The following is a 20,687-nucleotide window of genomic DNA, read 5'->3' as shown; positions in this document are numbered from 1 at the left end:
CCGGGGCCGGGGCCGAGCGAGATCCAGTGGCGTTTGTCGAGCTAGCGGCCCGGGGTGATCGAGGTGTGGGCGTGCATGCGCGCGCGGGCGAGTTCGGGGTCGCACTTGACCGTGATGATCTGCTCGTCCGGGTCGTCGGTGACGATGAGGAACACCTTGTCCGCGACCTTGTACACGTCCAGTGCGGGCGTAAAGGGGTATCCGTGACTGACGCCGGGCAGGGCCAGGGCCGCCTGGCGGGCGGCGTCCTGGAGCCGGTCACCGGCCGCGCTCACGAGGCGGCCTGCCGGCCGGTGCCGTCGGTCAGGGCCCGGTGGGCGGCGCCCAAGATCCGTTCGGAGAGTTCGGAGCCCTTGGTCGCGCGGGACAGGACGAGCGCGCCGAACAGAGTACTCAGGCGGACGAGGCCGTCCTGGCCGTCATCACCGAGGAAGTCGGCGAATTCGGCCACCCCCTCGGCATAGGAGCGGCGGGCCTCCTGGCCGTCGGGGGCGCGGGCGATGTCGGAGGCGAGCGCGGCGATCGGGCAGCCGCCGGCCGCGTTGTCGCGGTGTTCGACGGAGAGATAGGTGTCGATCAGCGTGCGCTGCGCGGTGTCGCGCCGCCCGGCGTCCTGCTCGGGTCCGGCGGCGTACCGCCCGGCGTCCTGCTCGGGTCCGGCGGCGTACCGCTCGGCGAGCTCGTCGATCGCGTGGGCGGTGGCCTCGTCGACCAGCGCTTCCTTGGAAGCGAACTGCTTGTAGAAGGCGCCGTGGGTCAGACCGGCCGCCTTCATCAGGTCGGCGACGCTGACCTGCGTGCCCTGCTCCCTGAAGAGCCGGGAGGCCGTGTCCACGACCCGTCTGCGGTTCTCCTCCGCCTGCGCCTGCGATACCCGGCCCATGGCCACCTCCTGCGCGAAACCGGTTTGGATGTCGACTGGCATCTATCGTAATCCGATGTTTAGATTGCCGTCGTAATCTAAACTAGCTGGAGGCGGATCGCCGGACGGCGCCCGCCACAACCGGGAGCAGGGTCAGTCATGGAGCTCAAGAACGCGGTCGCGGTCGTCACCGGCGCCAACCGGGGCCTCGGACGGCATCTCGCCGCTCAGCTCGTGGAGCGCGGCGCGAAGGTCTACGCGGCGGCCCGCCGCCCCGAGACGGTCGATCTGCCGGGTGTCACCCCGCTGCGCCTGGACGTCACGGACGAGGAGTCGATCCGCCAGGCCGCCCGCACCGCCTCCGACGCGACACTGCTGATCAACAACGCGGGCATCTCCACGGGCGCCACCCTGGTCGACGGCGACCTGGACGAGGTGCGCCGGGAGATGGACACCAACTTCTTCGGCCCGCTCGCCGCGACCCGCGCCTTCGCCCCGGCCATCGAGGGCAACGGCGGCGGCGCCGTGCTCAACGTCCTGTCCGTCCTGTCCTGGTACCACCCGGCGGGCCTCGGCTCCTACGCCGCCTCGAAGGCCGCCGCCTGGGCGCTGACCGGCGCGAGCCGCGAGGAGCTGGCGCCGCGCGGCATCGCCGTCTCCGCGCTGCATGTCGGCTACATGGACACCGACATGGCCGCCGAGGTCCCCGTCGACCAGAAGGTCTCCGCCTCCGACGTCGCCACCCAGGCGCTCGACGGCATCGAGGCGGGCCTCCCCGAGATCGTCGCCGACGAGTTGACCCGGCAGGTGAAGCAGAGCCTGGCCGGCACGCCGCGGCCTCAGCCGAACGCTGCCTGAGCCTGGGACCCGCGACAGTCGATCGCCGTGCGCCGCCGCCCAGCTGCCGCCACGTCGCTGAAGCCCCGAGCTTTCGCCCGATCCGGCGTATCGGGCGCCCAGTGGTGGAAGACTGCCGACAACGGCCCCCGCCGGGAATCACCGGGAACATCAGCGAGGGCCGCCGGCGAGACCGCGCGGCTCCCCTTCTCGCGCGGCCTCACAGCTCCGCCCAGCGGCATGCGTTCCAGGAGCGTGCGGGAGGTTCGCCCCGAGAACCGCAGCCGCGGCGGAGCGGCCGGAGCCGCGTTTGTCGGCGATACGGCTCCAGCCGGCTCAATGGCTTCGGTCACCGATCCGGGGTCTGGGGATCGAGCAGCGCAGCGGTGCTCCCCCTGCGCGCCGGAAATGGTAAGTCAGGTGCAACTTTGATCTCAAGGCCCCTTCTCGGCCAGGGCTTTGATGAATCGTCACAGGTCAGAAGCGCGTGCGGCCGACGAGGCGGAACGCAGTTGGGGCATGAACGGGCAGGGCCCGTGGTCAGGCTCCCGTCCGCCCCGTCGGCGCCTCGCGTCGCATCTCCGCCACCGGCGCCCGTACGAGCCCCGCGGCACGTCCTGACCTCCCGCCGTTGAACGCCAGGTTGAGGCCGAACGCCAGCAGCGTCGCGCTCGTCACCGGTGAGCCGAGGACGATGCCGACGCCCTCGGGGAAGCGCGAGTACAGGTCGGGGGCCACCTCGGGTGCCATGCCGAAGCCGATCGACACCGCGACGATCAGCAGGTTGTGCGTGCCGTCGAAGTCGACCTTGCGGAGCGTGTTGATGCCGACCGCGGCGACCGTCGCGAACATCACGAGCCCCGCCGCGCCGACCACCGGCTGCGGCAACCCGGCGACCAGCGCCCCGAGTTTGGGCACCAGGCCGAGGACCACGAGGATGCCGCCCGCGACCGTCGCGACGTGCCGGCTGCGCACCTTCGTCATCGTCACCAGGCCCACGTTCTGCGCGAACACCGTGTCCAGGAACGCGTTCATGACGCCTCCCAGCACCCCGGAGAGCCCGTCCGCGGCCAGCCCGCGCGCCATGTCCGCGGTGGTAAGGCGCTTCCCGGTCAGCTCCGCGACCGCGATCAGATCGGCCGTCGACTCGGCGAACAGCACCAGCATCACCACGCACATCGACAGCACGGCGACCGCGGGGAACTCCGGCGCCCCGAAGTGGAACGGGGCGCTGACCCCGATCCAGTCCGCCGTCCGCGCCGCCGAGAAGTCCACCAGGCCGAGCGGCACGGCGACCGCCGTGCCCGCCAACAAGCCCAGCAGTACGCCGGTTTGAGCGAGGAACCCGCGCCCGAACCGCGCCACCAGCAGGATCACGACGACGACGAACGCGGCGAGCGCGAGCCGCGAGGGCGCCGCGTGGTCGGCCGCCTTCGGGTCGTTCCCGACGACCAGGTTCACGCCCACGCCGATCAGCGCGAGCCCCACCACCGTGATCACCACGCCGCTCACCAGCGGCGGGAAGAAGCGGACCAACTTCGCGAACGGATAGGCGATCAGCAGCCCGAACACACCGGCCGCGAGCATCGACCCGTACACCGCCTGAAGGCCGTACTCCCCCGCGATCAGGATCATCGGCGTCACCGCGGTGAACGCGGCCCCCGCCATCACCGGCATCCGCACACCGAGGAAGCGGCCGACACCGGCGCCCTGGATCATCGTGACGACGCCCGCGACGAGCAGATCGGCGTTGATCAGAACGGCGATCGTCGCGGCGTCAAGCCCCGCCGCGGCGCCGAACACCAGCGGCACGGTCACACACCCCGTGTACATCACGAGCACGTGCTGGAGCCCCAGCACCGCGAGCCGCCCGAAACCGGCCCGCTGACCGCCCTTCGCAGGCATCGTCACGTCAATCACCTGCCTATCGGGCGAAGTTGGCAGCGATCCGCTGCTGGATGTAGTCGGCCGCGGTGATCGGCGGGTAGCGGCGCTCCGGGCCCTCGATCACCACGTCACGGTCGGCCTGCGCGAAGAACGCGATGCTGTGGCGGGCCGCGCGGTCGTCGTCAGGGCCCGGCGACTTGACCCGGTGGAAGTTCGACGGGAGCCGGTCGTCGCTCCACCGCATCAGCATGTCCCCGATGTTGCAGGTGATCACGGAGTCCGCCGGCTCGACCGGCGTCCACTCCTGCGCCTCGGCCTCCTTGCCCGGGCACACCTGAAGCCCGCCCTGCCCGTCCCGCTGGAACAGCAGCGTCAGGCAGTCGAAGTCGGTGTGCGCCCCGGCCCGCCACACGTTCTCGGGGATCACGGCGTCCTCGGGCACGGCGAAGTAGTGCAGCATCCGCAGCGTCGACTGGTACTGCGGGCTCGCCGGGTCGTGGGCGCGCGCGAAGAACCCCTCGGGCAGCCCGAGACGGTCCGCGAAGCAGGACAGCACCCGCATCGCCAGGTCCCGGCAGCTCGCCTCGAACGCCAGCGTCCGCTCCCGGAACCCGGGCAGCGCGTCGTCCGGCCACAGTCCTTCCATGTGCGGGCGGGTCAGCTGGTACGACTCCTTCTGGTCGGGCGTCCCGATCGAGGGACGCACTTGAGTCATCGACTCCCAGCCGGAGTTGAGCCCCTTCTTCAGGCCGTGCCGCGCCTTGGTCTCCTCCGGCAGCGCGAAGAAGGCCTCGGCGTCGGCGAACGCGCCGTCCACGGCGCCGGGTTCGATGCCGTGGTTCACCAGCTGGAAGAAGCCGATGTCGGTGGCGGCGGCCCACAGCTCCTCGGTGATCTCCGCCTTGCGGTGCTCGAAGTCGGAGAGGTCGATGCGGCGGATCTCCCGGGCGGACGTCTCCGTCCCGGCCCCGCCCATGCGGGTCTCCTTGGCCAATTCGTCGAGTGTGTACGTGGTGTTCGTCATCGCGGCTGTCGCTCCTCGGACACGGAGTTGCGTACGGGATGCAGTCACCGCCCCTGCGATCCCCTCCGCGGGCGCTCAGATGGCCGCGGGCACGGTCGCGGCGGACCCCTTCGTGGGCCCGGGCGCCGTGGGCTGGCGCGGGCCCCTGGGCGGGGCCCGCACGCGATGGGGTCAGCCTGCACGGTGTGTGTTACCGGTGGGGATCGTGCTGTTACGCGGCCGTAAAGCTCACGGTGCCCCTGGGCGCGGGCTCGGGGCTCTGCCCCGGACCCCGCTGCTCAATCTCCGCAGGGGCTTGAACGTGCGAGGCCTGCCGCCAACTCCCCTGATGGCAGCCGGACATGCTCCCCGTCGCGTACCAGGATCTCCCCGTCGACCAGGACGGCCGCCACGGTCCTGCTGCCCGCACACGTCAGCAGCGTCGCCCCCGGATCGCGGACCGGGAGGCAGGCGTAGTCCCGGTCGAAGCGGTGCAGGACGAGATCGGCCCGCGCCCCCACCCGCACCCCGCCGTCCGGGTTCTCCTCGATCCCGAGCACCCGGTTCGCGCCGCCCGCCGCCATCGCGAACATCTCGGGGAACCCGAACAGATCCGCCTTGCGGTGCGCGGCCCGTTGCAGATACGCGCCGATGCGCAGCGCCTCCAGGATGTCCTGCGTGTCGTTGCTGGCGGCCCCGTCGACCCCGAGGCCGACGCTCAGCCCTGCCTCCAGCATCTCGGGCACCGGCGCGATCCCGCTGCCGAGCCGCATATTGCTCAGCGGGTTGTACGAGACACCGACGCCGTGCCGGGCGAGGGTGGCCCGCCCCTCGGCGTCGAGCTCCACGCAGTGCACGGCGAGCAGCCGATCCCACAGGAACCCGGCCCGCTCCAGATACGCGACGGCACCGACTCCCGTACGGTCACGGCACATCGAGTCGTCCGTCGTGGTCTCCAGCAGGTGCAGCGAGACGGGCAGCCCGCGTTCCCCGGCGTACGCGCGCACGGCGCCCATGCCCTCCGGCGTCAGACACCGCGGATTGGGCACGGCGACACCGACGTCCACCCGGCTGCCGCGCGCCTGCGCGATCAGTTCGTCGGTGTGCGCGAGGGCCTCTTTGAGCGGCTGCATCAGGCGCGGATCGAAGCCCCATTTGCGGCTCGGGTCGGCCCGGTCGGCGACGCCCCGGCACAGCACGGCCCGGACGCCGCTGTCCTTGAGGGCGCGCAGCACCGCGTCGTGCACCTCGGGCGACGGATGCGGCCACATGTGCTCGACGAGCGTGGTGGTGCCACTGCGCAGCGCCTCGGCCGCGGCGGCGGCAGCGGTCGCGTAGGCCCGCTCGGGCGTGAGCTGCGCCGCCTCCTCACCGACGGCGCTCAGCCACGCGAGCAGCCCGAGCCCCTCGCCGATGCCGCGCAGCCCCGCCTGGAAGAGGTGGGTGTGGGTGTTGACGAGGCCGGGCGTCAGATGCCCGCCGTGTCCGTCCAACACGTCGCCATTGCAGGGGAGTTCGCCGTGCGCGACGAGCGCTGTAACCCGTCCGTCGGCGATGTGCACATCCATGCCGGGCAGCCAGCGGCCTCCGCTGTGGACGGTGACGTCCGTGATCGTGCCGAGTGTCATCGGGCGGGCTCCTTCGGGGGACGGGCCGCGCCCGTGTGGTGGAACAGCAGATTGAGCAGGAACGCCACGATCCCGGTGACGGCGATGCCGCTGTCCAGGACGGTGCGCACGTACGAGGGCAGCGGCGCGTAGAAGTCCGGCGCGCCGAGCGGGATCATGCCGAGCGCGAAGGCGAGGGCGACGGTCAGCAGATTCCTCGGCTCCGTCAGATCGGCGCGCGCGAGGATGCGCAGCCCGACGGCGCCCACGGTCCCGAACATGACGAGCGAGACCCCGCCGAGGACAGGACCCGGCACGGCGGCGACGGCGGCCCCGAGCACGGGCACGAACGCGAGCACCACCATCAACACCCCGGACAGGGCCACCACATGACGGCTCTTCACGCGCGTCACGCTCACCAGGCCCACCGACTGCCCGAACGTCACGATGGGGAAGGAGGCGAGCGCCCCCGACAGCACCGTGGCGGCCCCGTCCGCGCGCAGCGCCCGGACGACGGTGGGCGCGTCGTCGCCGCGGCCGACGATCTGGCCGACCGCGAGGGTGTCGCCGACGGACTCCACCATGTTCACGAGCTGCACGACGAGCATCGCCACGATGGCGGGCACCACGAACGTGGGCGCCCCGAAGGCGGTCGGGTCGGGCGCCGTGACGACGCGCGCGTCCGCGACCCCCGACCCGTCGAACAGCCCCAGCGGCAACGCGGCCAAAGTGCCCACGGCCATGGCGAGAAGCACCGAGAACCGGGCGAGCGCGGGCGGCGCGAGGCGCTCCACGACCACCACGAGAAGCACGGTCCCGGCGGCGAGGGCGAGCCCGCGGCCGCCGCTGCCGCCGGCCCCCTCCCCCGCGATGAGACCGGCCGCCGAAGGCACCAGCGAGAACCCGATGACAGCGATGACCGTCCCGGTGACCAGCGGCGGAAACAGATGCAGACAGCGCCCGAACCACGGAGCGACGGCCAGCGTCACCAGGCCGGACACGACGGTCGCCCCGAACACCGCGGCGAGCCCGTGCTCCTGCCCGATGAGGATGGCGGGGGTGATCGCGGTGAACGTGGAGCCCATCACGATCGGCAACCGCGCCCCGAACCACTTCAGACCCAGCGACTGCAACACGGTAGCGACCCCGCTGACCAGCAGGTTCGCGCTGATGAGCAGCCGTATCCTGTCCTCGGGCAGATGCAGCGCGGTCCCCACGAGCAGCGGCATCGTGGCCATGCCCGCGTACGCGACGAGCAGATGTTGCAGGCTCAGCGGCACGAGCCGTCGCCACGGCGGCCGTACGTCGACGGGGTGGGGTCCTTGGTGTGCGGGCGCGACGGCATGCTCGACTACAGCCATCGTTCCTCCTCACAGCTCGGCGGAAGACGGCTGGTTAGCGCCCGGGACAAGCCCCGCACCCGGACACCCACCGGCCGTTGCAGCCATGACCGGTGTGGGGGTGACGGTAGGGAGACGGTGTTTCGGCGGCGTTGCGCCCAGGAAACTGGGGCGTAGCTGAACGGCACGCCCGGACCCCATGCCGTTGCCTTCAGGACCACCCGTCACTGCCCGCACGCGCTCCACACTGGCGCGGCCCTCAGGCGCACGCTTCCGAAACGCCGCACTCGGCGAACCAATGTCTGTGTTCGCGAAGTGAGGGTTTAACAATCCGGGCGGGGAAGGTTTTTAGCGCAATGAGCAGAGCGGTATTAATTCGTATCCACGGGCCGCCATGGCGTGCTACTGTCGTCTCAGTTGCAGTTGTGGTTCCCGAAAACTTCAAGTGCTCCTGGCCGCACACTGCGGTGGGGGCACTTTTGTATTACCGGTCATTTCCGGGCGGGGTAATCATCGCGGCGACACGGCATCCGCAACACCGCGGATATCCGCTGTACTGCCCCAAAGGAGATCGACATGAACACTGGCATCGTGAAGTGGTTCAACGCGGAAAAGGGTTTCGGCTTCATCGAGCAGGAGGGCGGCGGCGCTGACGTCTTCGCCCACTACTCGAACATCGCCGCCCAGGGCTTCCGCGAGCTGCTCGAGGGCCAGAAGGTGAACTTCGACATCGCACAGGGCCAGAAGGGCCCGATGGCCGAGAACATCGTTCCCGCCTGACGCCAACGCGCACTTGCAGCTGGGGCCCGCATCCTTCGGGGTGCGGGCCCCAGCTGCAAACATTTCCCGCAGTGATTCGACCTGCGGTCGATCGGGACGACTCCCTCCCATATCCACAGTCGACGCCCCGAGCGAGATCCTCATTTCGCGTCACTGATTTTCAGCGCCTGCGCCCGCATGGTTAACCAGCCGGCCGGGTCCGCTTTCTCTTTTACTGCCGGTCCATTTCTTGTGATTCTCTGTGCCGCTTATCGCCGGAAGAATTCCTTGACGTGCACCGCATCAAGGAAAGGTTCCGCATGAACCGCACACGTACAAACGACCGATTCACCCGCACCCGTAATGGCGGCGGTGCACATTCCGGCGCCGGAAACCGGAGCAGGTTCGGTCGGTCATCCCGCTCCGGTGGCTACGGTCGTCGGCCCGCCGCGGTGCAGGGTGAGTTTGCGCTGCCCGAGACGGTCACCGCGGCGTTGCCCGCGGTGGAGAGTTTCGCCGCTCTCGGGATGCCGGAGCAGTTGCTGGCCGAGCTCGGCCGGCAGGGGGTCAGTGCGCCGTTCCCGATCCAGGGCGCGACGCTGCCGAACTCCCTGGCCGGCCGGGACGTCCTGGGGCGCGGGCGCACCGGCTCCGGCAAGACCCTGGCGTTCGGGCTGGCGCTGCTGGCCCGCACCGCCGGACAGCGTGCCGAGCCCCGCCGGCCGCTGGGACTGATCCTGGTGCCCACGCGCGAGCTGGCCCAGCAGGTGACCGACGCCCTCACGCCGTACGCCCGCGCCGTCAGGCTGCGGCTGGCCACGGTCGTGGGCGGCATGTCGATCGGCCGGCAGGCCAGTGCGCTGCGCGGCGGGGCCGAGGTCGTCGTCGCGACCCCGGGCCGGCTCAAGGACCTCATCGACCGTGGCGACTGCCGCCTCGAGCAGGTCGGCATCACGGTGCTCGACGAGGCCGACCAGATGGCCGACATGGGATTCATGCCGCAGGTCACCGCGCTGCTCGACCAGGTGCGTGCGGAGGGACAGCGGATGCTGTTCTCCGCCACCTTGGACCGCAATGTCGACCTGCTGGTGCGCCGCTACCTCAGCGACCCGGTCGTGCACTCGGTCGACCCGTCGGCCGGTGCGGTCACCACGATGGAGCACCACGTCCTGCACGTGCACGGCGCCGACAAGCACGCCGCCACCACGCAGATCGCCGCCCGCGACGGCCGCGTGATCATGTTCCTCGACACCAAGCACGCCGTCGACCGGCTCACCCGGGACCTGCTCAACAGCGGGGTGCGGGCGGCCGCACTGCACGGCGGCAAGTCCCAGCCGCAGCGCACCCGCACCCTGACCCAGTTCAAGACGGGAGACGTCAGCGTCCTCGTCGCCACCAACGTCGCCGCCCGCGGCATCCATGTCGACAACCTGGACCTCGTCGTCAACGTCGACCCGCCGACCGACCACAAGGACTACCTCCACCGCGGCGGGCGCACCGCCCGTGCCGGTGAGTCCGGCAGCGTCGTCACGCTCGTCACCCCGAACCAGCGCCGGTCCATGGTCCGCCTCATGTCGGACGCCGGGATCCGGCCCCAGACCACCCCGGTCCGCTCCGGCGACGAGGCCCTGCACCGCATCACCGGCGCCCAGGCCCCCTCCGGCGTCCCGGTCGTCATCGCCGCACCGGTCACCGAACGCCCCAAGCGCGGCGGCTCCTCCCGCGGCCGACGCCGCCCCGCTTCCGCCGCGCGACGCGCCTCCACGCCACAGCGGTTCGCCGCCGACGCGGCTGCCTAGAGACCTTCGTGATCAGAACACTGGCCAACCTTTGCCGGAGGCACCTTTTGACGCTGGTTCAGATGCAGTCCCGCCCGCTGAGCGGCGAGCCCGTGCGCGGGCCCTTGGGTGACACCGTTGCCCCCATCCTTGAGGAAGCCGGACCACGGGTCTGGGACGACATGACCGTCGAGGTCGCCCTGTCCGTGATGGCCGGCGCCCGCGTCGGGCACCTGCTCGTCTGCGACCAGGACGGCCGACGCACCGGTCTGGTCACCCGGGCAAAGCTCTCGGCTGTCCGTGACGGCTGCGCATACACGGATCGGATCCGCCTGCGCGACCTCGGCGACGGTGGCCTCACCCTCGCCCGCTGAACCAGCTCACCACGATCGTCCTTCTTCCTGTGAGGTCTCATGCGCTGTGTCATCGCCCGCTTCCCGTTCGACCTGACCAAGAGCGGGGTGCTGGAAACCATGAAGGGCGTCAAGCCCGAGTCGGTAACCGGCGAGTCCGTGATCATCGGGCGCCGCCACTATCCCGTCAAACAGGTCGGCCAGGTCATCACCCACCAGGACCGCCGTGATTTCAGCGCGGGCGAAGTCCTCCGGGCCATGGCCCGACTCGGGTTCACCTGCCGGACTCAACCCGCGGCCGCGCCCTCGCTCGGCGTCACCCCGCTCCAACGGGCTTCCGTCATGCTGGGCGCCCCCGCACCCGCCTGACAGGCGCGGCAGGCGCGAGCCCGTCATGCGCCTGGACCGGCACAGCGTCGACCATTCCCGGCGGCAGGCGGTCTCGACGGGCGTGCCCTGGTCGACGAGCTCCCGGGCGCGCGCGGCGTTGCGCGGCCGGTAGCGGGAATAGCGCCGGTGGCCGCCCTCGGAACGCGTCGAGGGGCCCGGGTGCCGTACGGCACCCGGGCCCCGAAGGAACTGTTACACCATCTGCCGGCCCTGATACTGCGCCGGCCTTCTGTATCCGCCGACCCGACCTGGAAGGTGTCGGGGATGCGGGGATCGCGGTTGCTTGACCGGAGACCACCTCACTGTCGATGTCCTGCGGTACCCGGGCTCAAGACGTCCGCCCGGGCGATCCTGATGGCGCTCGGCTCCTCCGTTCTTCCCTCTGGGATCAATCACTTGCCTACTGCTGGTGATGCTGGTGATGCGAACTGCTCTGTGGCCTGCGGTAGCGCCACTCTTCGACAGCCAGCCCCGTCGCCCGTCCTGCATCTGCTCCGGCTTAGAACCCCACTGTCGAACTTCCCGGTGCGCGCGTCCGCAGCCGACGCCTTCACCGAGGTGCTGCTCACTCAACTGCACTGCGGGGTACTGCACTTGCGGGTACTGCTACTGCGGTACTGCTCACGGCGGCCCCTGATCACTGCGGGCCACCCGGTCCGGCCGTCAGTCCCGTCGCCGTCCTGCGACAACCCTGGCTTCGGAACTCCACCACCGAACCGTCCTGCGCACTGCAACTGCGGTACTACTGCCCGGCAGTTCATCTCTGCCGGGCTCTGTTGATCTCGGCTACGAGAGAAACCATAACCACGGCACTGGCGAATGTCTACTCCGGGCGACATAGATTTCCGTGTGTTCGACGGGGAGGTAATCGACCTCGAACAGAGGCGGAGGGCTGGAACAAGCCGGGTTAACGGGCCGCAGCCTGGGCACAAGCCTCGAACGCACAGGACCGGGCAATCACGATCCAGAGACCCAGAGCCAGGGGGACCTGATGGACACGATGAGCGTCAACGTCGCAACCCTCCGCTCCGCGACGTCCGTCGCCGACACACGCGAGAGCACCCGGGACTTCCTCGACGAGCTCGTACCGGCGATTTCAGCCGGGGCCGCCGACACGGTGGTCCTGGTCGTCTCGGAGCTCGTCACCAACTCCCTGCGGCACGGCGGCGGCACCTGCACCCTGGAACTGACCGCGTACCCGGACAGCATCGAGGTGACCGTGCACGACCCCAGCCCGCAGGCCCCACACATGCGCACCCCCGACCTCAACGACGACACCGGAGGCTTCGGCTGGCCCATGGTCAACCGCCTCGCCCGCGCCACCGCCGTGAACCGCCAAGCGGACGGCAAGACCGTAAGCGCCCTCCTCCCCCGCCGGTGACCGCGTCGGGACACCGTGCCAAGAGCCCCGGCCCGCGCAGGAACGCGCCCGCAGACCAGCCCAGCGCTCCGGCCACGTCAGCGCGCCGTCCAGCCACCATCCACGTACAGCTCCGAACCGGTCATGAAGGTGGCGTCGTCCGACACGAGGAAGGCCACCGCACCCGCGACCTCGTCGGGGCGGCCGAGGCGTGCCATCGGGGTGCCCTCGACCATCGCGGCGCGCCGGGGTGTGCCCGCCCACAGCTCGCGCGAGAGCGGTGTCTCGATGAAGCCGGGGTGGATCGAGTTGACGCGGACGCCGCGCTGGGCCCAGTGCAGTGCGGCGTTCTTCGTCATCAGCCGGACCGCGCCCTTGGCCGCGTGGTACGAGAACTGGCTGCCGAAGCCGCCGACCGTACCGAAGATCGAGGCGACGTTGACGAGGGAGCCGCCACCGCTGCGCTCGATCGCGGGGCCGCCGTGCTTCATGCCCAGCCAGACCCCGGTCTGGGTGACCGAGATGACCTTGTCCCAGGACTCCTGGGTCTCGCTCTCCACGGTGCGCATCTCCGCGATGCCCGCGTTGTTGACGAGCGCCGTCAGGCTCCCGAACTCGGCCGTCACCCGCTCGACGACGTCGCGCCACGCGTCCTCGTCACTGACATCGAGGGCCAGGCCGATTGCCCGCGCCCCGCCGTCCGTCAGTTCCTTCGCCAGCGCCGCGCAGCGTCCGGCGTCCACATCGGTCACGGCCACAGCGGCGCCCTCGGCGGCCAGCCTGCGCACGACTGCGTCGCCTATGCCGCCGGTCGCGCCGGTGACGAGGGCGATCTGTCCGCTGAGACGGTCGTTCACGGGATCTCCTTCGATACGTTCAGTGGGTGTCGCGGCCGGTGGCCGGCGGTAACGGAAGCGGCTCGAGGGCGCGGGGCGGCGCCAGAGCTACGTCGTCCGCCCGCTGGACGGGATGCTCGGCCCGGCGGCGCGCGGGGGCTGCCGCAGCGCCGCCTTCATGATCTTGCCGGTGGACGTCTTCGGCAGGGTGTCCGCGAACTCGATGAGCCGGGGTCGCTTGTAGCGGGCGAGGCGGCCGTCGAGCCAGGCCCGAAGGGTCCGGGCGTCGAGCTCTTCCCCGCGGCGCAGGGCCACGACGGCCTTGACCCGCTCGCCCCACACGGGGTCGGGGACGCCGACAACCGCCGCCTCCAGGACCGCCGGATGGGCCACGATCGCGTTCTCCACCTCGATCGAGTAGATGTTCTCTCCACCGGAGATGATCAGGTCCTTGAGCCGGTCCTTGATGTAGAGGAACCCGTCGCCGTCGAGGCAGCCGATGTCACCGGTGCGCAGCCACCCTTCGGGGGTGATCGCCGCCGCCGTCTCCTCGGGCCTGTTCAGGTAGCCGATCGTCAACTGCGGTGTACGCAGCCAGATTTCGCCGTCGGCGCCCGGAGTCACGTCCTCACCGGTGCGGGGATCGATGATGCGGCACTCGCAGGTGTCCACGACCGCCCCGGCCGAGCCCGGGTGCGCGTCGGTGTCCCCGTGCCTGCGCAGGGGCTCGATGGCGACACCGGCGCAGGTTTCGGTGAGCCCGTACCCCTGCGAGAACCCGGTGCGCGGGAGCATCGCCATGGCCTGTTCGATGAGCGTGCTGCCGGCGGGTGCGGAGCCGTAGATGACCACTTCAAGGGTGCTCAAGTCATGGTGTGCCGCCGCGTTCTCGGCGACGAGGCGGGTCAGTACGGTCGGCACCAGGACGGTGTGGGTGACCCCGTGTTCCTCGACGGCCCGGCCCACGTCGGCCGCGGAGGCACCGGCGGGGATGACGAGTTCACCGCCCATGTGTACGCAGCACATGACCGAGCTCATGGCACTGATGTGGAACATCGGCAGGCAGGCCAGAAAGGTCATGTCGGGGTGCATGCGCCAGGCCCGGGTGGCCTGCGCGCAGGTGTGCGCGAGGTTGCGCTCGACCAGTTGGACGCCTTTCGGCGAGCCCGTGGTGCCGGTGGTGTACAGCAGCAGGACCACCGACTCCGGGCCCTGCTGCGGCGCGGGCGGGATGTGCGGGTCGCCGTCGGCGCACCAGGCGTCGAACGTGGCCGGGTCGAGCCAGACCACGCGGTGGTGCGGGCCGACCAGGTGGGCGAACTCCCGCTCCGCGAAGACGAGTTCCGGTTCGCTGTCGGTGAGCACGGCCCGGCTCTCGGCCGGCTCCAGGCGCCAGTTCACGCAGACGAGCTGCGCGCCCGCCCAGGAGGCGGCGTACACCAGCTGCACATACGCGAGGCCGTTTCTGGCGATCACCGCGATACGGGATCCGTGGCGGACGCGCTCCTGCTTCAGCCGGGAGGCGATGCGCGCCGCGTCGCCGGCGAGTTCGCCGTAGGTACGTGTGCCTGTCGGCGCAGTGACGGCACGGTGGTCCGGCCGCTCCCGCCCGTGCCGGTCTAGGGTCCCGGCCAGGGTGGTCCCCGACGTGGCTCGGCTCGTCATCGCTCGCCCTTCTCCTCGGTCGCGGGCCCCGTTCACCGCGTGCGCGTGTACCGGTCGACGCCGTCGGCCGCCACCGCCACGGCCTGCTCACGCAGGACGAGAACGTCCAGATGCGCCGCCGTCTCGTTGACCGCGAGCATCTGGTTGAAGGCGCTGAGCTCGGCGAACGGCACGTTGCGGCGGGTCCATCCGAGCCCCCGCGCCACCGCGTGGGCGTCGAGGGTGCGCTCGCCCAGGACCGCGAGGCTCTCGGCGAGGCGGTCGTCGTGGTGGGCGAGGAGTTCGGCGACGCGGGCGTGGGCGCTGTCGGTGACCGGACCGTGCGCGGGCAGCAGGCGGGCGTCGGCGTAGCGGGTCATCAGCCGCAACGAGTCCAGGTAGTCGGCGAGCGGCGCGCCGCCCGGCTCGGCGAGTTCGAAGCCGATCGACGGGGTGATGTGCGGCAGGACGTGGTCCCCGGAGAACAGCAGCCCGCGCCGCTCGTCGAGGAACACCGTGTGCCCCTTGGTGTGACCGGGCGTCGGGACGGCCGTCAGTTCGCCGCGGCCGAAGCGGACGGTCTCGGCGCCGAGCCAGTGGTCGGGCGCCTCCCACACCTCCGGGTCGTAGCCGCCGTGGTCCAACTCTTTGATGTGGTCGGCCAGTTCACCGGCACCGGCCCGGCGCAGCGTGTCGAGGGAGCCGGCCGGTACGTCGCTGGCGAGACGGTGCAGCATCTCCAGGCCGGGGCGTTCCCCGGCGCCGAGGTGGACGCGCGCGCCGAACAGGCGGCGCAGCTCCACCGCTTGCGTGTAGTGGTCGCGGTGGATGTGAGTGGCGAGGATGTGGCGGATGTCGCCGAGGTCGCGGCCGATGGCGGCGAGGGCCTCCTCGAGCCGCTTGCGGGCCTCGGGGATCGCCCAGCCGCCGTCGATCATCACGAGGCCGCCGTCGTCGGCGAGATCCTCGAGGACGTACACGTTGACGGCGTGGAGGCCGTCGTTGGGGAGCGGCAGGGGAACGCGGTGCACTCCGGGCTGCACGGTCTGGATTCCGGCTTCGGCCCACGGGCCCTGGTCGAACCGCGTTGTCATGACTCTCCCTTGTTCCTGTGGCACTGTGGTTCGGATCCCGCCGTCAGGCGTGCGCGCGCAGCCTGCCGACCAGGTCACGGGCCCCGCTGCGGTCGAGCTTGCCGACCTTGGTCTGGGGAAGTTCCGTGATGGTGTAGACGTACTCGGGCCATTTGGTCTTGGCCAGGCCGACGCCCTTGAGGTGTCGGGTCACCTCGTCGAGGTCGATGCCGTCGCCGTCCTCGGTGACGACGAGCAGCGCGACACGTTCGCCGAGCACCTCGTCGGGCACGGCGGCGACGCAGGCCCTGGCCACCCGCGGGTAGGTGGCGACCGCGCGCTCTATCTCCGTGATGTCGATGTTGCGGCCGCCGCGGATGATGATGTCCTTCTCGCGGCCCATGATGCTGATGGTGCCGTCCTCGTGGCGCGTCAGCAGGTCACCGGTGGGGAAGTAGCCGTCCTCCGTCAGGGCGGGCGGCTCCACGCGGCCGTCCTGCGCGTAGCCGAGGAAGAGGGAGGGGCCCCGCACCTGCGCCCGGCCGGCGACGCCGGGGGCCACCGGCCGTCCCTCGGGGTCGAGCGCGCGGACGTCGGTGCCGGGGAAGGGGCGGCCGTCCCTGCCGAGCCGGATGTCCTCCGGCTCGTCGGGCCCGGGCGAGGTGTGTCCGAGGCACTCGGACATGCCGAACACCCGCAGGATCTTCGTGCCCAGGGAGCGCTCGGCGCGGGCGAGGGCGCCGCGGTCCATCGGCCCGCCCCCGACGGTGATCGCCCGGACGCCCTCGAGGATCCGGGACCCGGCCGCCTCCGCACCCATTTGCAGTGCCATCGTCGGGACACACATGGTCCAGCGGACATCGGCTTCGGCCATCCGCCGAAGTGCGAGCGCCCGGTCCCACTTCGCGGTCAGTACGAGCGGCCCCTGAAGGAGCAGTGCGACGTAGATGCCGAAGCAGTACGACGCGGTGGAGGACAGCGGCACGATCGCGGCCACCGCGTCCCCCCGCTCAAGGCCGTTGATCTCGATGGTGCTGGCGGCGGCGTAGCGCAGGGCCCGTTCGGACTGCACCACGCCCTTGGGCCGCCCCGTGGAGCCGGAGGTGAGGCCGATGAGGACGCCGCCCGCCCAGCGCGACGCGTCCTGCTGCTCGGGCGCCGCCCGACAGCTCCAGCCGTCGAGCACGGTGTCCGCACGGCCCGGCACCAGCTCGGGCACGGCCCATTCGTCCATCGCGGAAGGCTCGGCGATGACGAAGTCCGGCCGGATGTCCTGCTGCGCTGCCGCGAACTCGTCGCGCGTGGTGTGCCGGTTGACGACGGCGAGCACCCCGCCGGTCAGACCGACGGCCAGGGCGGCGGCGACGGTGCGCCACGAATTGTCGGCCTGGAGCATGACGGTCCCGCCCGTCCTGCCCGCCGTCGACGACATCACCGCGGCCACCCGTGCCGCCTCGTCGAGCAGTGCGCGCGCCGTATGACTGCCCGCGTCGTCGATCACGGCGACGAAGTCGCCCTGCTCGGCCTTCTGTTGGAACCCCTGCACTACCTGTCGCATTCCCGCTACCTCGCTGCGATGTGCCGTACTCCGGTGTACTGACGCTTTCTCAACTGCTGGGCGGACGACCGACGTTGCTCCGGTGGCCGCTGGTGACGGGCCGGCGGGACCGGTCAGCCGGTGAACATCTCCGCCTCGTGTCCCATCACGGCGATGCGCCGTCCCTTCATGTCGCCGACCTGGGCGACGGCTTCGGCCCATGCGGCGCTCTTGAGGGCCTTCTTCAGGTCGTCCGGCGAGTCGAAGCCGAGCACCGAGATGCCGTCCCAGCCCTCCGAGCGCGGTTCCAGGGCGGCGTCGATCTCGGTGTGCCGCCAGGCACGCAGTCCGGGCAGTCGGCGGGTCAGCTCCGCGTGGTCCTTGCGCCACCACGTGATGAACCGCTCGTGGGTCCACTCGGGGGGCCGCGCTGCGAGCAGGACGAGGTTGTACATGACGTTCCTCCGTACAGGGCCGGTGGTGTGCCCGGTTGGGTGGCCGGCCGGATGTCCGCCGCGGCCACGGCTGGGCGGTCGGGACGCGGTCAGGGGAAGCGGATCTGCGACGAACGGCCGATCAGCAGGCGCTGCAGCCGGTGGTCGTCGCCCACCCGCCCGGCGGCGACGAAGCTCGCCTCGGGGACACCCCCGCGCCGCACCTCGCCCAGGAAGAGCTCGTCCTTCCCGGTGGTGGTCGCCGAGAGCAGGTGGTGGGTGAGCGCCCCCTTCTCGCGCTGTGCGAGATAGCCGACCAGGGCGTCGCGGCCGCCGGCGAAGTCGGTGGCCTTGCCGTCGCCGGTGGAGAAGAGGATGGAGAGCGAGAAGTCGTCGCTGATCAGGTCGAGGATCTTCGACGGCTCGTCGCCGTCGAGGATCGCGAACCACGCGGTGAGGAAGGGCGCCGCGGTCGAGGTGTCGGTCATGCCCCGCTCCTCTCGGCCGGGACCCGCCCGGCCCAGTCGACGAGTTCGAACGAGGTGGTGAAGAAGGACTGGTAGCGCGCCAGGAGCCCGCCGGGAGAGGTGACCGCGGCGGACAGGAACGAGCCGACGTACTGCCCGGACTCCGTCACCACGCCGTACACGGTCTCCAGGTCGCCGTCCCGGCTGTAGCGCACGACTTCGTGCGCCCGGTCCACGGGATTGCGTCCGGCGAGGTAGCCGGCGAAGTCCTCCCTGCTGGTGCCGGCCGCCTCCTTGCCGGGCAGGGCGATGAGGAAGCGGAAGTCGGGTTCGAGCAGGTCGAGCGTTCGCTCGGGGTGGGGACTGTCCATGCTGGTCAGGTATGCACGCAACGACATGGGTGGGATCCTTCAGCTCGCGGCCGTCCGGAGAGGGGCGGGCGTCCGCTCGGACGCGCGGCACACCCCTTTCCTCAGATCAACTTGAGTCAAGTTCAGTTCAGTTCGGATGCTAATCCCGCCGAAACACCGCTGGCAATAGCCCGTCACACAGTGATGCGCCGGCGCCGCGGCCGAGAGGATGCGGACACGGCGAAGCCCCTGACGGAGATCCGTCAGGGGCTTCGCCGAAGACCAGGCGCTCAGTGCCTCACGTCGCGACCATGCGTACGCAGGCGCCCTCGATCAGCTCGCCGACCTCCGCCAGAGGGGTCGCCCCCGACGGCCGGTACCACCGCCACACACTCACGATCAGGCCGAGCACGCTCGCCCCCAGGAGCTGGGCGTCCCGCAGCGGAAAGGCACCCTGGGACATGCCCTTCACCAGCAGGTTCGTCCAGTCCCGCTCGACGACCTGGACCAGTTGGCGCGCCGCCACCCGCTCCGCCTCCTCGCGCTTGGACTTGCGCGGGCCCGACAGCAGATCCATGTGGTTCTGCAGGATGCGCATCTGGAGCACTTCCTGCTCGGACACGTCGTACGCGGCGCGCACCGCGGCCCGCAGCGCCTGGACCGGGTCCTCGGCATCGGCGGTCGCCTGCGCGAACCGGTCGTGGGAACGCTCCAGTTCGAGCCGCATGATCGTGAGCAGGCAGTGCGTCTTCGACTCGAAGTAGTGGTAGAGCGCGGTCTGTCCGATGCCGACGCGTTCGGCCACGGTGGACCACTTCGTGGCCTCGAAACCGGTCTCGCCGAAGCAGTCCACGGCGGCCGTGAGGATGGCCGCCCGCTTGGACCTCGGCCCCGCCTCCGGTTCAACGATCTTCGTCATGACTCTCTCCAGGCCGCAGCTCACCGTGTCAGTGCACCAGAGAGTAACCCCAACCTGAACTCGGTTACTACTCAGGTACGACGCCGGGCGCAGGGGCCCGGTCAGAGGCGTTCGAGCACGGTCGCGTTGGCCATGCCGCCACCCTCGCACATCGTCTGGAGCCCGTACCGGCCACCGGTCCTGCGGAGCTGGTGGACGAGCGTCGTCATCAGCCGGGCGCCGGTGGCGCCGAGCGGGTGGCCGAGCGCGATGGCGCCTCCGAAGGCGTTGGTGCGTTCCGGGTCCGCGCCGAGTTCCTTCCGCCAGGCCAGGACGACCGAGGCGAAGGCCTCGTTGATCTCGATCAGGTCCATGTCGCCGAGGGCGAGCCCTGCCCGCTCGAGGACCTTCTCGGTGGCGGGGATCGGGCCCGTCAGCATGAGGATCGGGTCGGAGCCGACGACGGCCGTGGCGTGCACGCGCGCCAGCGGGGTCAGACCGTGGCGGCGCACGGCGTCCTCGGACGCGATCAGCAGGGCGGCGGCGCCGTCGGAGATCTGGCTGGCGACCGCCGCGGTCAGCCGCCCGCCCTCTGTCAGGGGCCCCAGGCCCGCCATCTTCTCCATGCCGGTGTCGGCGCGCGGGCCCTCGTCCACGGTGAGCCCGAAGGACGGCACGATCTCGTCGTCGAAGACACCCTCGGCCTGCGCGGCGACGGACCGCCGGTGGCTGCTCAGGGCGTAACTCTCCATGTCCGTACGGGAGATGCCCCATTTCTCGGCGATCAGCTCGGCGCCGTGGAACTGGGAGACCTGCTGGTCCCCGAAGTGCTCGTGCCAGCCGTCGCCGGTGAACGGGCTGCCCGTTCCCGCCTGTTCGCCCACGGTCATCGGGCTGGCGATGGGCACGAGGCTCATCACCTCCACTCCCCCGGCGACGACCAGGTCCGCGGCCCCCGACCCGACCGCCTGGGCGGCGAAGTGCACGGCCTGCTGCGAGGAGCCGCACTGCCGGTCGACGGTGGTGCCGGGGACGTGCTGCGGCAGGCCCGCGGACAGCCAGGCGGTGCGGGCGATGTTTCCGCTCTGCGCACCGATCTGGCTGACACAGCCGAGGATCACGTCGTCGACGTCCCCGGCGTCGACGCCCGTCCGCTCCACCAGGGCGCGCAGCACGTGCGCGCCGAGGTCGGCGGGGTGCACGCCGCTGAGGGCGCCCTTGCGGCGGCCGACGGGGGTGCGGACGGCTCCGACGATGAATGCTTCCGGCACG

General features: G+C 70.9%; 21 protein-coding genes and 1 pseudogene. 6 read left to right on the top strand and 16 right to left on the bottom strand.

The genetic code is table 11. From position 1 onward, the window contains the following. Positions 1–41 precede the first annotated feature (41 nt). Both ACNYS0_RS38105 and ACNYS0_RS38100 read right to left on the bottom strand, forming a co-directional pair. Complete coding sequence (locus tag ACNYS0_RS38105; RefSeq protein ID WP_422480631.1) at positions 42–275, bottom strand: MmcQ/YjbR family DNA-binding protein; 234 nt, start codon at positions 273–275, stop codon at positions 42–44. Further along, positions 272–883: a TetR family transcriptional regulator gene (locus ACNYS0_RS38100; protein ID WP_422480629.1), complete on the bottom strand. Its 612-nt coding sequence runs from the start codon at positions 881–883 to the stop codon at positions 272–274. The genes ACNYS0_RS38105 and ACNYS0_RS38100 overlap by 4 nt, the downstream gene beginning before the upstream one ends. A 138-nt stretch (positions 884–1,021) precedes the next feature. Between ACNYS0_RS38100 and ACNYS0_RS38095 the strand changes: the two genes are divergently transcribed. Next, positions 1,022–1,720, top strand: a complete 699-nt coding sequence (locus tag ACNYS0_RS38095) for an SDR family oxidoreductase (protein WP_422480627.1) — start codon at positions 1,022–1,024, stop codon at positions 1,718–1,720. A 519-nt stretch (positions 1,721–2,239) separates the two neighbouring features. On the opposite strand, the gene ACNYS0_RS38090 is transcribed toward ACNYS0_RS38095, so the two are convergent. From ACNYS0_RS38090 to ACNYS0_RS38075, 4 genes are all read right to left on the bottom strand, one after another. Further along, positions 2,240–3,604, bottom strand: coding sequence for a nucleobase:cation symporter-2 family protein (locus tag ACNYS0_RS38090; protein WP_422482881.1), 1,365 nt, complete (start codon positions 3,602–3,604; stop codon positions 2,240–2,242). A gap of 19 nt (positions 3,605–3,623) precedes the next feature. Further along, a complete protein-coding gene (locus tag ACNYS0_RS38085) occupies positions 3,624–4,610 on the bottom strand; it encodes an isopenicillin N synthase family dioxygenase (RefSeq protein WP_422480625.1) in 987 nt (328 codons plus the stop codon). Between the two features lie 278 nt (positions 4,611–4,888). Further along, complete coding sequence (locus ACNYS0_RS38080) at positions 4,889–6,217, bottom strand: amidohydrolase family protein (protein ID WP_422480623.1); 1,329 nt, start codon at positions 6,215–6,217, stop codon at positions 4,889–4,891. Next, on the bottom strand, positions 6,214–7,557 hold the full coding sequence (locus ACNYS0_RS38075; protein ID WP_422480621.1) for a uracil-xanthine permease family protein: 1,344 nt from the start codon (positions 7,555–7,557) through the stop codon (positions 6,214–6,216). The genes ACNYS0_RS38080 and ACNYS0_RS38075 overlap by 4 nt, the downstream gene beginning before the upstream one ends. A gap of 555 nt (positions 7,558–8,112) precedes the next feature. On the opposite strand from ACNYS0_RS38075, the gene ACNYS0_RS38070 reads away from it, so the two are divergent. From ACNYS0_RS38070 to ACNYS0_RS38055, 4 genes are all read left to right on the top strand, one after another. Beyond that, positions 8,113–8,316: a cold-shock protein gene (locus ACNYS0_RS38070; RefSeq protein ID WP_422480618.1), complete on the top strand. Its 204-nt coding sequence runs from the start codon at positions 8,113–8,115 to the stop codon at positions 8,314–8,316. 299 nt (positions 8,317–8,615) lie between these two features. Continuing rightward, on the top strand, positions 8,616–10,094 hold the full coding sequence (locus tag ACNYS0_RS38065; protein ID WP_422480616.1) for a DEAD/DEAH box helicase: 1,479 nt from the start codon (positions 8,616–8,618) through the stop codon (positions 10,092–10,094). Between the two features lie 62 nt (positions 10,095–10,156). Continuing rightward, positions 10,157–10,447 (top strand): CBS domain-containing protein, encoded by a 291-nt coding sequence (locus ACNYS0_RS38060; protein WP_422480614.1) that lies wholly within the window; start codon positions 10,157–10,159, stop codon positions 10,445–10,447. A 39-nt stretch (positions 10,448–10,486) separates the two neighbouring features. After that, a complete protein-coding gene (locus ACNYS0_RS38055) occupies positions 10,487–10,795 on the top strand; it encodes an SCO5918 family protein (RefSeq protein ID WP_422480612.1) in 309 nt (102 codons plus the stop codon). Between the two features lie 60 nt (positions 10,796–10,855). Here the strand turns inward: ACNYS0_RS38055 and ACNYS0_RS38050 are convergent. Beyond that, positions 10,856–10,963 (bottom strand): annotated as a pseudogene (locus ACNYS0_RS38050) (MerR family transcriptional regulator); the annotation flags it as partial. An 844-nt stretch (positions 10,964–11,807) separates the two neighbouring features. Between ACNYS0_RS38050 and ACNYS0_RS38045 the strand changes: the two are divergent. Next, a complete protein-coding gene (locus ACNYS0_RS38045) occupies positions 11,808–12,197 on the top strand; it encodes an ATP-binding protein (protein WP_422480610.1) in 390 nt (129 codons plus the stop codon). A gap of 77 nt (positions 12,198–12,274) precedes the next feature. Here the strand turns inward: ACNYS0_RS38045 and ACNYS0_RS38040 are convergent, their stop codons facing one another. From ACNYS0_RS38040 to ACNYS0_RS38000, 9 genes are all read right to left on the bottom strand, one after another. Next, complete coding sequence (locus ACNYS0_RS38040; RefSeq protein ID WP_422480608.1) at positions 12,275–13,033, bottom strand: SDR family NAD(P)-dependent oxidoreductase; 759 nt, start codon at positions 13,031–13,033, stop codon at positions 12,275–12,277. 87 nt (positions 13,034–13,120) lie between these two features. Continuing rightward, the gene (locus tag ACNYS0_RS38035) at positions 13,121–14,677 is read right to left on the bottom strand and encodes a class I adenylate-forming enzyme family protein (RefSeq protein ID WP_422480606.1); all 1,557 of its coding nucleotides are present in this window, start codon (positions 14,675–14,677) and stop codon (positions 13,121–13,123) included. A 32-nt stretch (positions 14,678–14,709) separates the two neighbouring features. Next, a complete protein-coding gene (locus ACNYS0_RS38030; protein ID WP_422480604.1) occupies positions 14,710–15,750 on the bottom strand; it encodes an MBL fold metallo-hydrolase in 1,041 nt (346 codons plus the stop codon). Between the two features lie 43 nt (positions 15,751–15,793). After that, on the bottom strand, positions 15,794–17,287 hold the full coding sequence (locus ACNYS0_RS38025) for a class I adenylate-forming enzyme family protein (RefSeq protein WP_422480602.1): 1,494 nt from the start codon (positions 17,285–17,287) through the stop codon (positions 15,794–15,796). A gap of 113 nt (positions 17,288–17,400) precedes the next feature. Next, positions 17,401–17,721 carry an EthD family reductase gene (locus tag ACNYS0_RS38020; protein WP_422480600.1) on the bottom strand — a complete coding sequence of 107 codons (321 nt, stop codon included), beginning with the start codon at positions 17,719–17,721 and terminating at the stop codon, positions 17,401–17,403. Between the two features lie 89 nt (positions 17,722–17,810). Further along, positions 17,811–18,188 (bottom strand): hypothetical protein, encoded by a 378-nt coding sequence (locus ACNYS0_RS38015; RefSeq protein ID WP_422480598.1) that lies wholly within the window; start codon positions 18,186–18,188, stop codon positions 17,811–17,813. Continuing rightward, complete coding sequence (locus tag ACNYS0_RS38010; protein WP_422480596.1) at positions 18,185–18,565, bottom strand: nuclear transport factor 2 family protein; 381 nt, start codon at positions 18,563–18,565, stop codon at positions 18,185–18,187. Before ACNYS0_RS38010 ends, ACNYS0_RS38015 begins: the two co-directional genes overlap by 4 nt. Before the next feature lie 250 nt (positions 18,566–18,815). Continuing rightward, positions 18,816–19,436 (bottom strand): TetR/AcrR family transcriptional regulator, encoded by a 621-nt coding sequence (locus tag ACNYS0_RS38005; RefSeq protein ID WP_422480594.1) that lies wholly within the window; start codon positions 19,434–19,436, stop codon positions 18,816–18,818. Positions 19,437–19,537: 101 nt separating this feature from the next. Next, on the bottom strand, positions 19,538–20,686 hold the full coding sequence (locus ACNYS0_RS38000) for an acetyl-CoA C-acetyltransferase (RefSeq protein WP_422480592.1): 1,149 nt from the start codon (positions 20,684–20,686) through the stop codon (positions 19,538–19,540). Position 20,687: the final 1 nt, after the last annotated feature.

The organism is Streptomyces anthophorae (assembly GCF_049310305.1).
In the GTDB taxonomy this organism is placed as follows: domain Bacteria; phylum Actinomycetota; class Actinomycetes; order Streptomycetales; family Streptomycetaceae; genus Streptomyces.
This window is presented reverse-complemented; position numbering and strand designations above follow the sequence as displayed.

Coding starts and splice junctions, on each gene's coding strand:
- ACNYS0_RS38100 (WP_422480629.1), bottom strand. CDS start 883: ATGGGCCGGGTATCGCAGGCGCAGGCGGAGGAGAACCGCAGACGGGTC.
- ACNYS0_RS38095 (WP_422480627.1), top strand. CDS start 1,022: ATGGAGCTCAAGAACGCGGTCGCGGTCGTCACCGGCGCCAACCGGGGC.
- ACNYS0_RS38090 (WP_422482881.1), bottom strand. CDS start 3,604: ATGCCTGCGAAGGGCGGTCAGCGGGCCGGTTTCGGGCGGCTCGCGGTG.
- ACNYS0_RS38085 (WP_422480625.1), bottom strand. CDS start 4,610: ATGACGAACACCACGTACACACTCGACGAATTGGCCAAGGAGACCCGC.
- ACNYS0_RS38080 (WP_422480623.1), bottom strand. CDS start 6,217: ATGACACTCGGCACGATCACGGACGTCACCGTCCACAGCGGAGGCCGC.
- ACNYS0_RS38075 (WP_422480621.1), bottom strand. CDS start 7,557: ATGGCTGTAGTCGAGCATGCCGTCGCGCCCGCACACCAAGGACCCCAC.
- ACNYS0_RS38070 (WP_422480618.1), top strand. CDS start 8,113: ATGAACACTGGCATCGTGAAGTGGTTCAACGCGGAAAAGGGTTTCGGC.
- ACNYS0_RS38065 (WP_422480616.1), top strand. CDS start 8,616: ATGAACCGCACACGTACAAACGACCGATTCACCCGCACCCGTAATGGC.
- ACNYS0_RS38060 (WP_422480614.1), top strand. CDS start 10,157: ATGCAGTCCCGCCCGCTGAGCGGCGAGCCCGTGCGCGGGCCCTTGGGT.
- ACNYS0_RS38055 (WP_422480612.1), top strand. CDS start 10,487: ATGCGCTGTGTCATCGCCCGCTTCCCGTTCGACCTGACCAAGAGCGGG.
- ACNYS0_RS38045 (WP_422480610.1), top strand. CDS start 11,808: ATGGACACGATGAGCGTCAACGTCGCAACCCTCCGCTCCGCGACGTCC.
- ACNYS0_RS38035 (WP_422480606.1), bottom strand. CDS start 14,677: ATGACGAGCCGAGCCACGTCGGGGACCACCCTGGCCGGGACCCTAGAC.
- ACNYS0_RS38030 (WP_422480604.1), bottom strand. CDS start 15,750: ATGACAACGCGGTTCGACCAGGGCCCGTGGGCCGAAGCCGGAATCCAG.
- ACNYS0_RS38025 (WP_422480602.1), bottom strand. CDS start 17,287: ATGCGACAGGTAGTGCAGGGGTTCCAACAGAAGGCCGAGCAGGGCGAC.
- ACNYS0_RS38020 (WP_422480600.1), bottom strand. CDS start 17,721: ATGTACAACCTCGTCCTGCTCGCAGCGCGGCCCCCCGAGTGGACCCAC.
- ACNYS0_RS38015 (WP_422480598.1), bottom strand. CDS start 18,188: ATGACCGACACCTCGACCGCGGCGCCCTTCCTCACCGCGTGGTTCGCG.
- ACNYS0_RS38010 (WP_422480596.1), bottom strand. CDS start 18,565: ATGTCGTTGCGTGCATACCTGACCAGCATGGACAGTCCCCACCCCGAG.
- ACNYS0_RS38005 (WP_422480594.1), bottom strand. CDS start 19,436: ATGACGAAGATCGTTGAACCGGAGGCGGGGCCGAGGTCCAAGCGGGCG.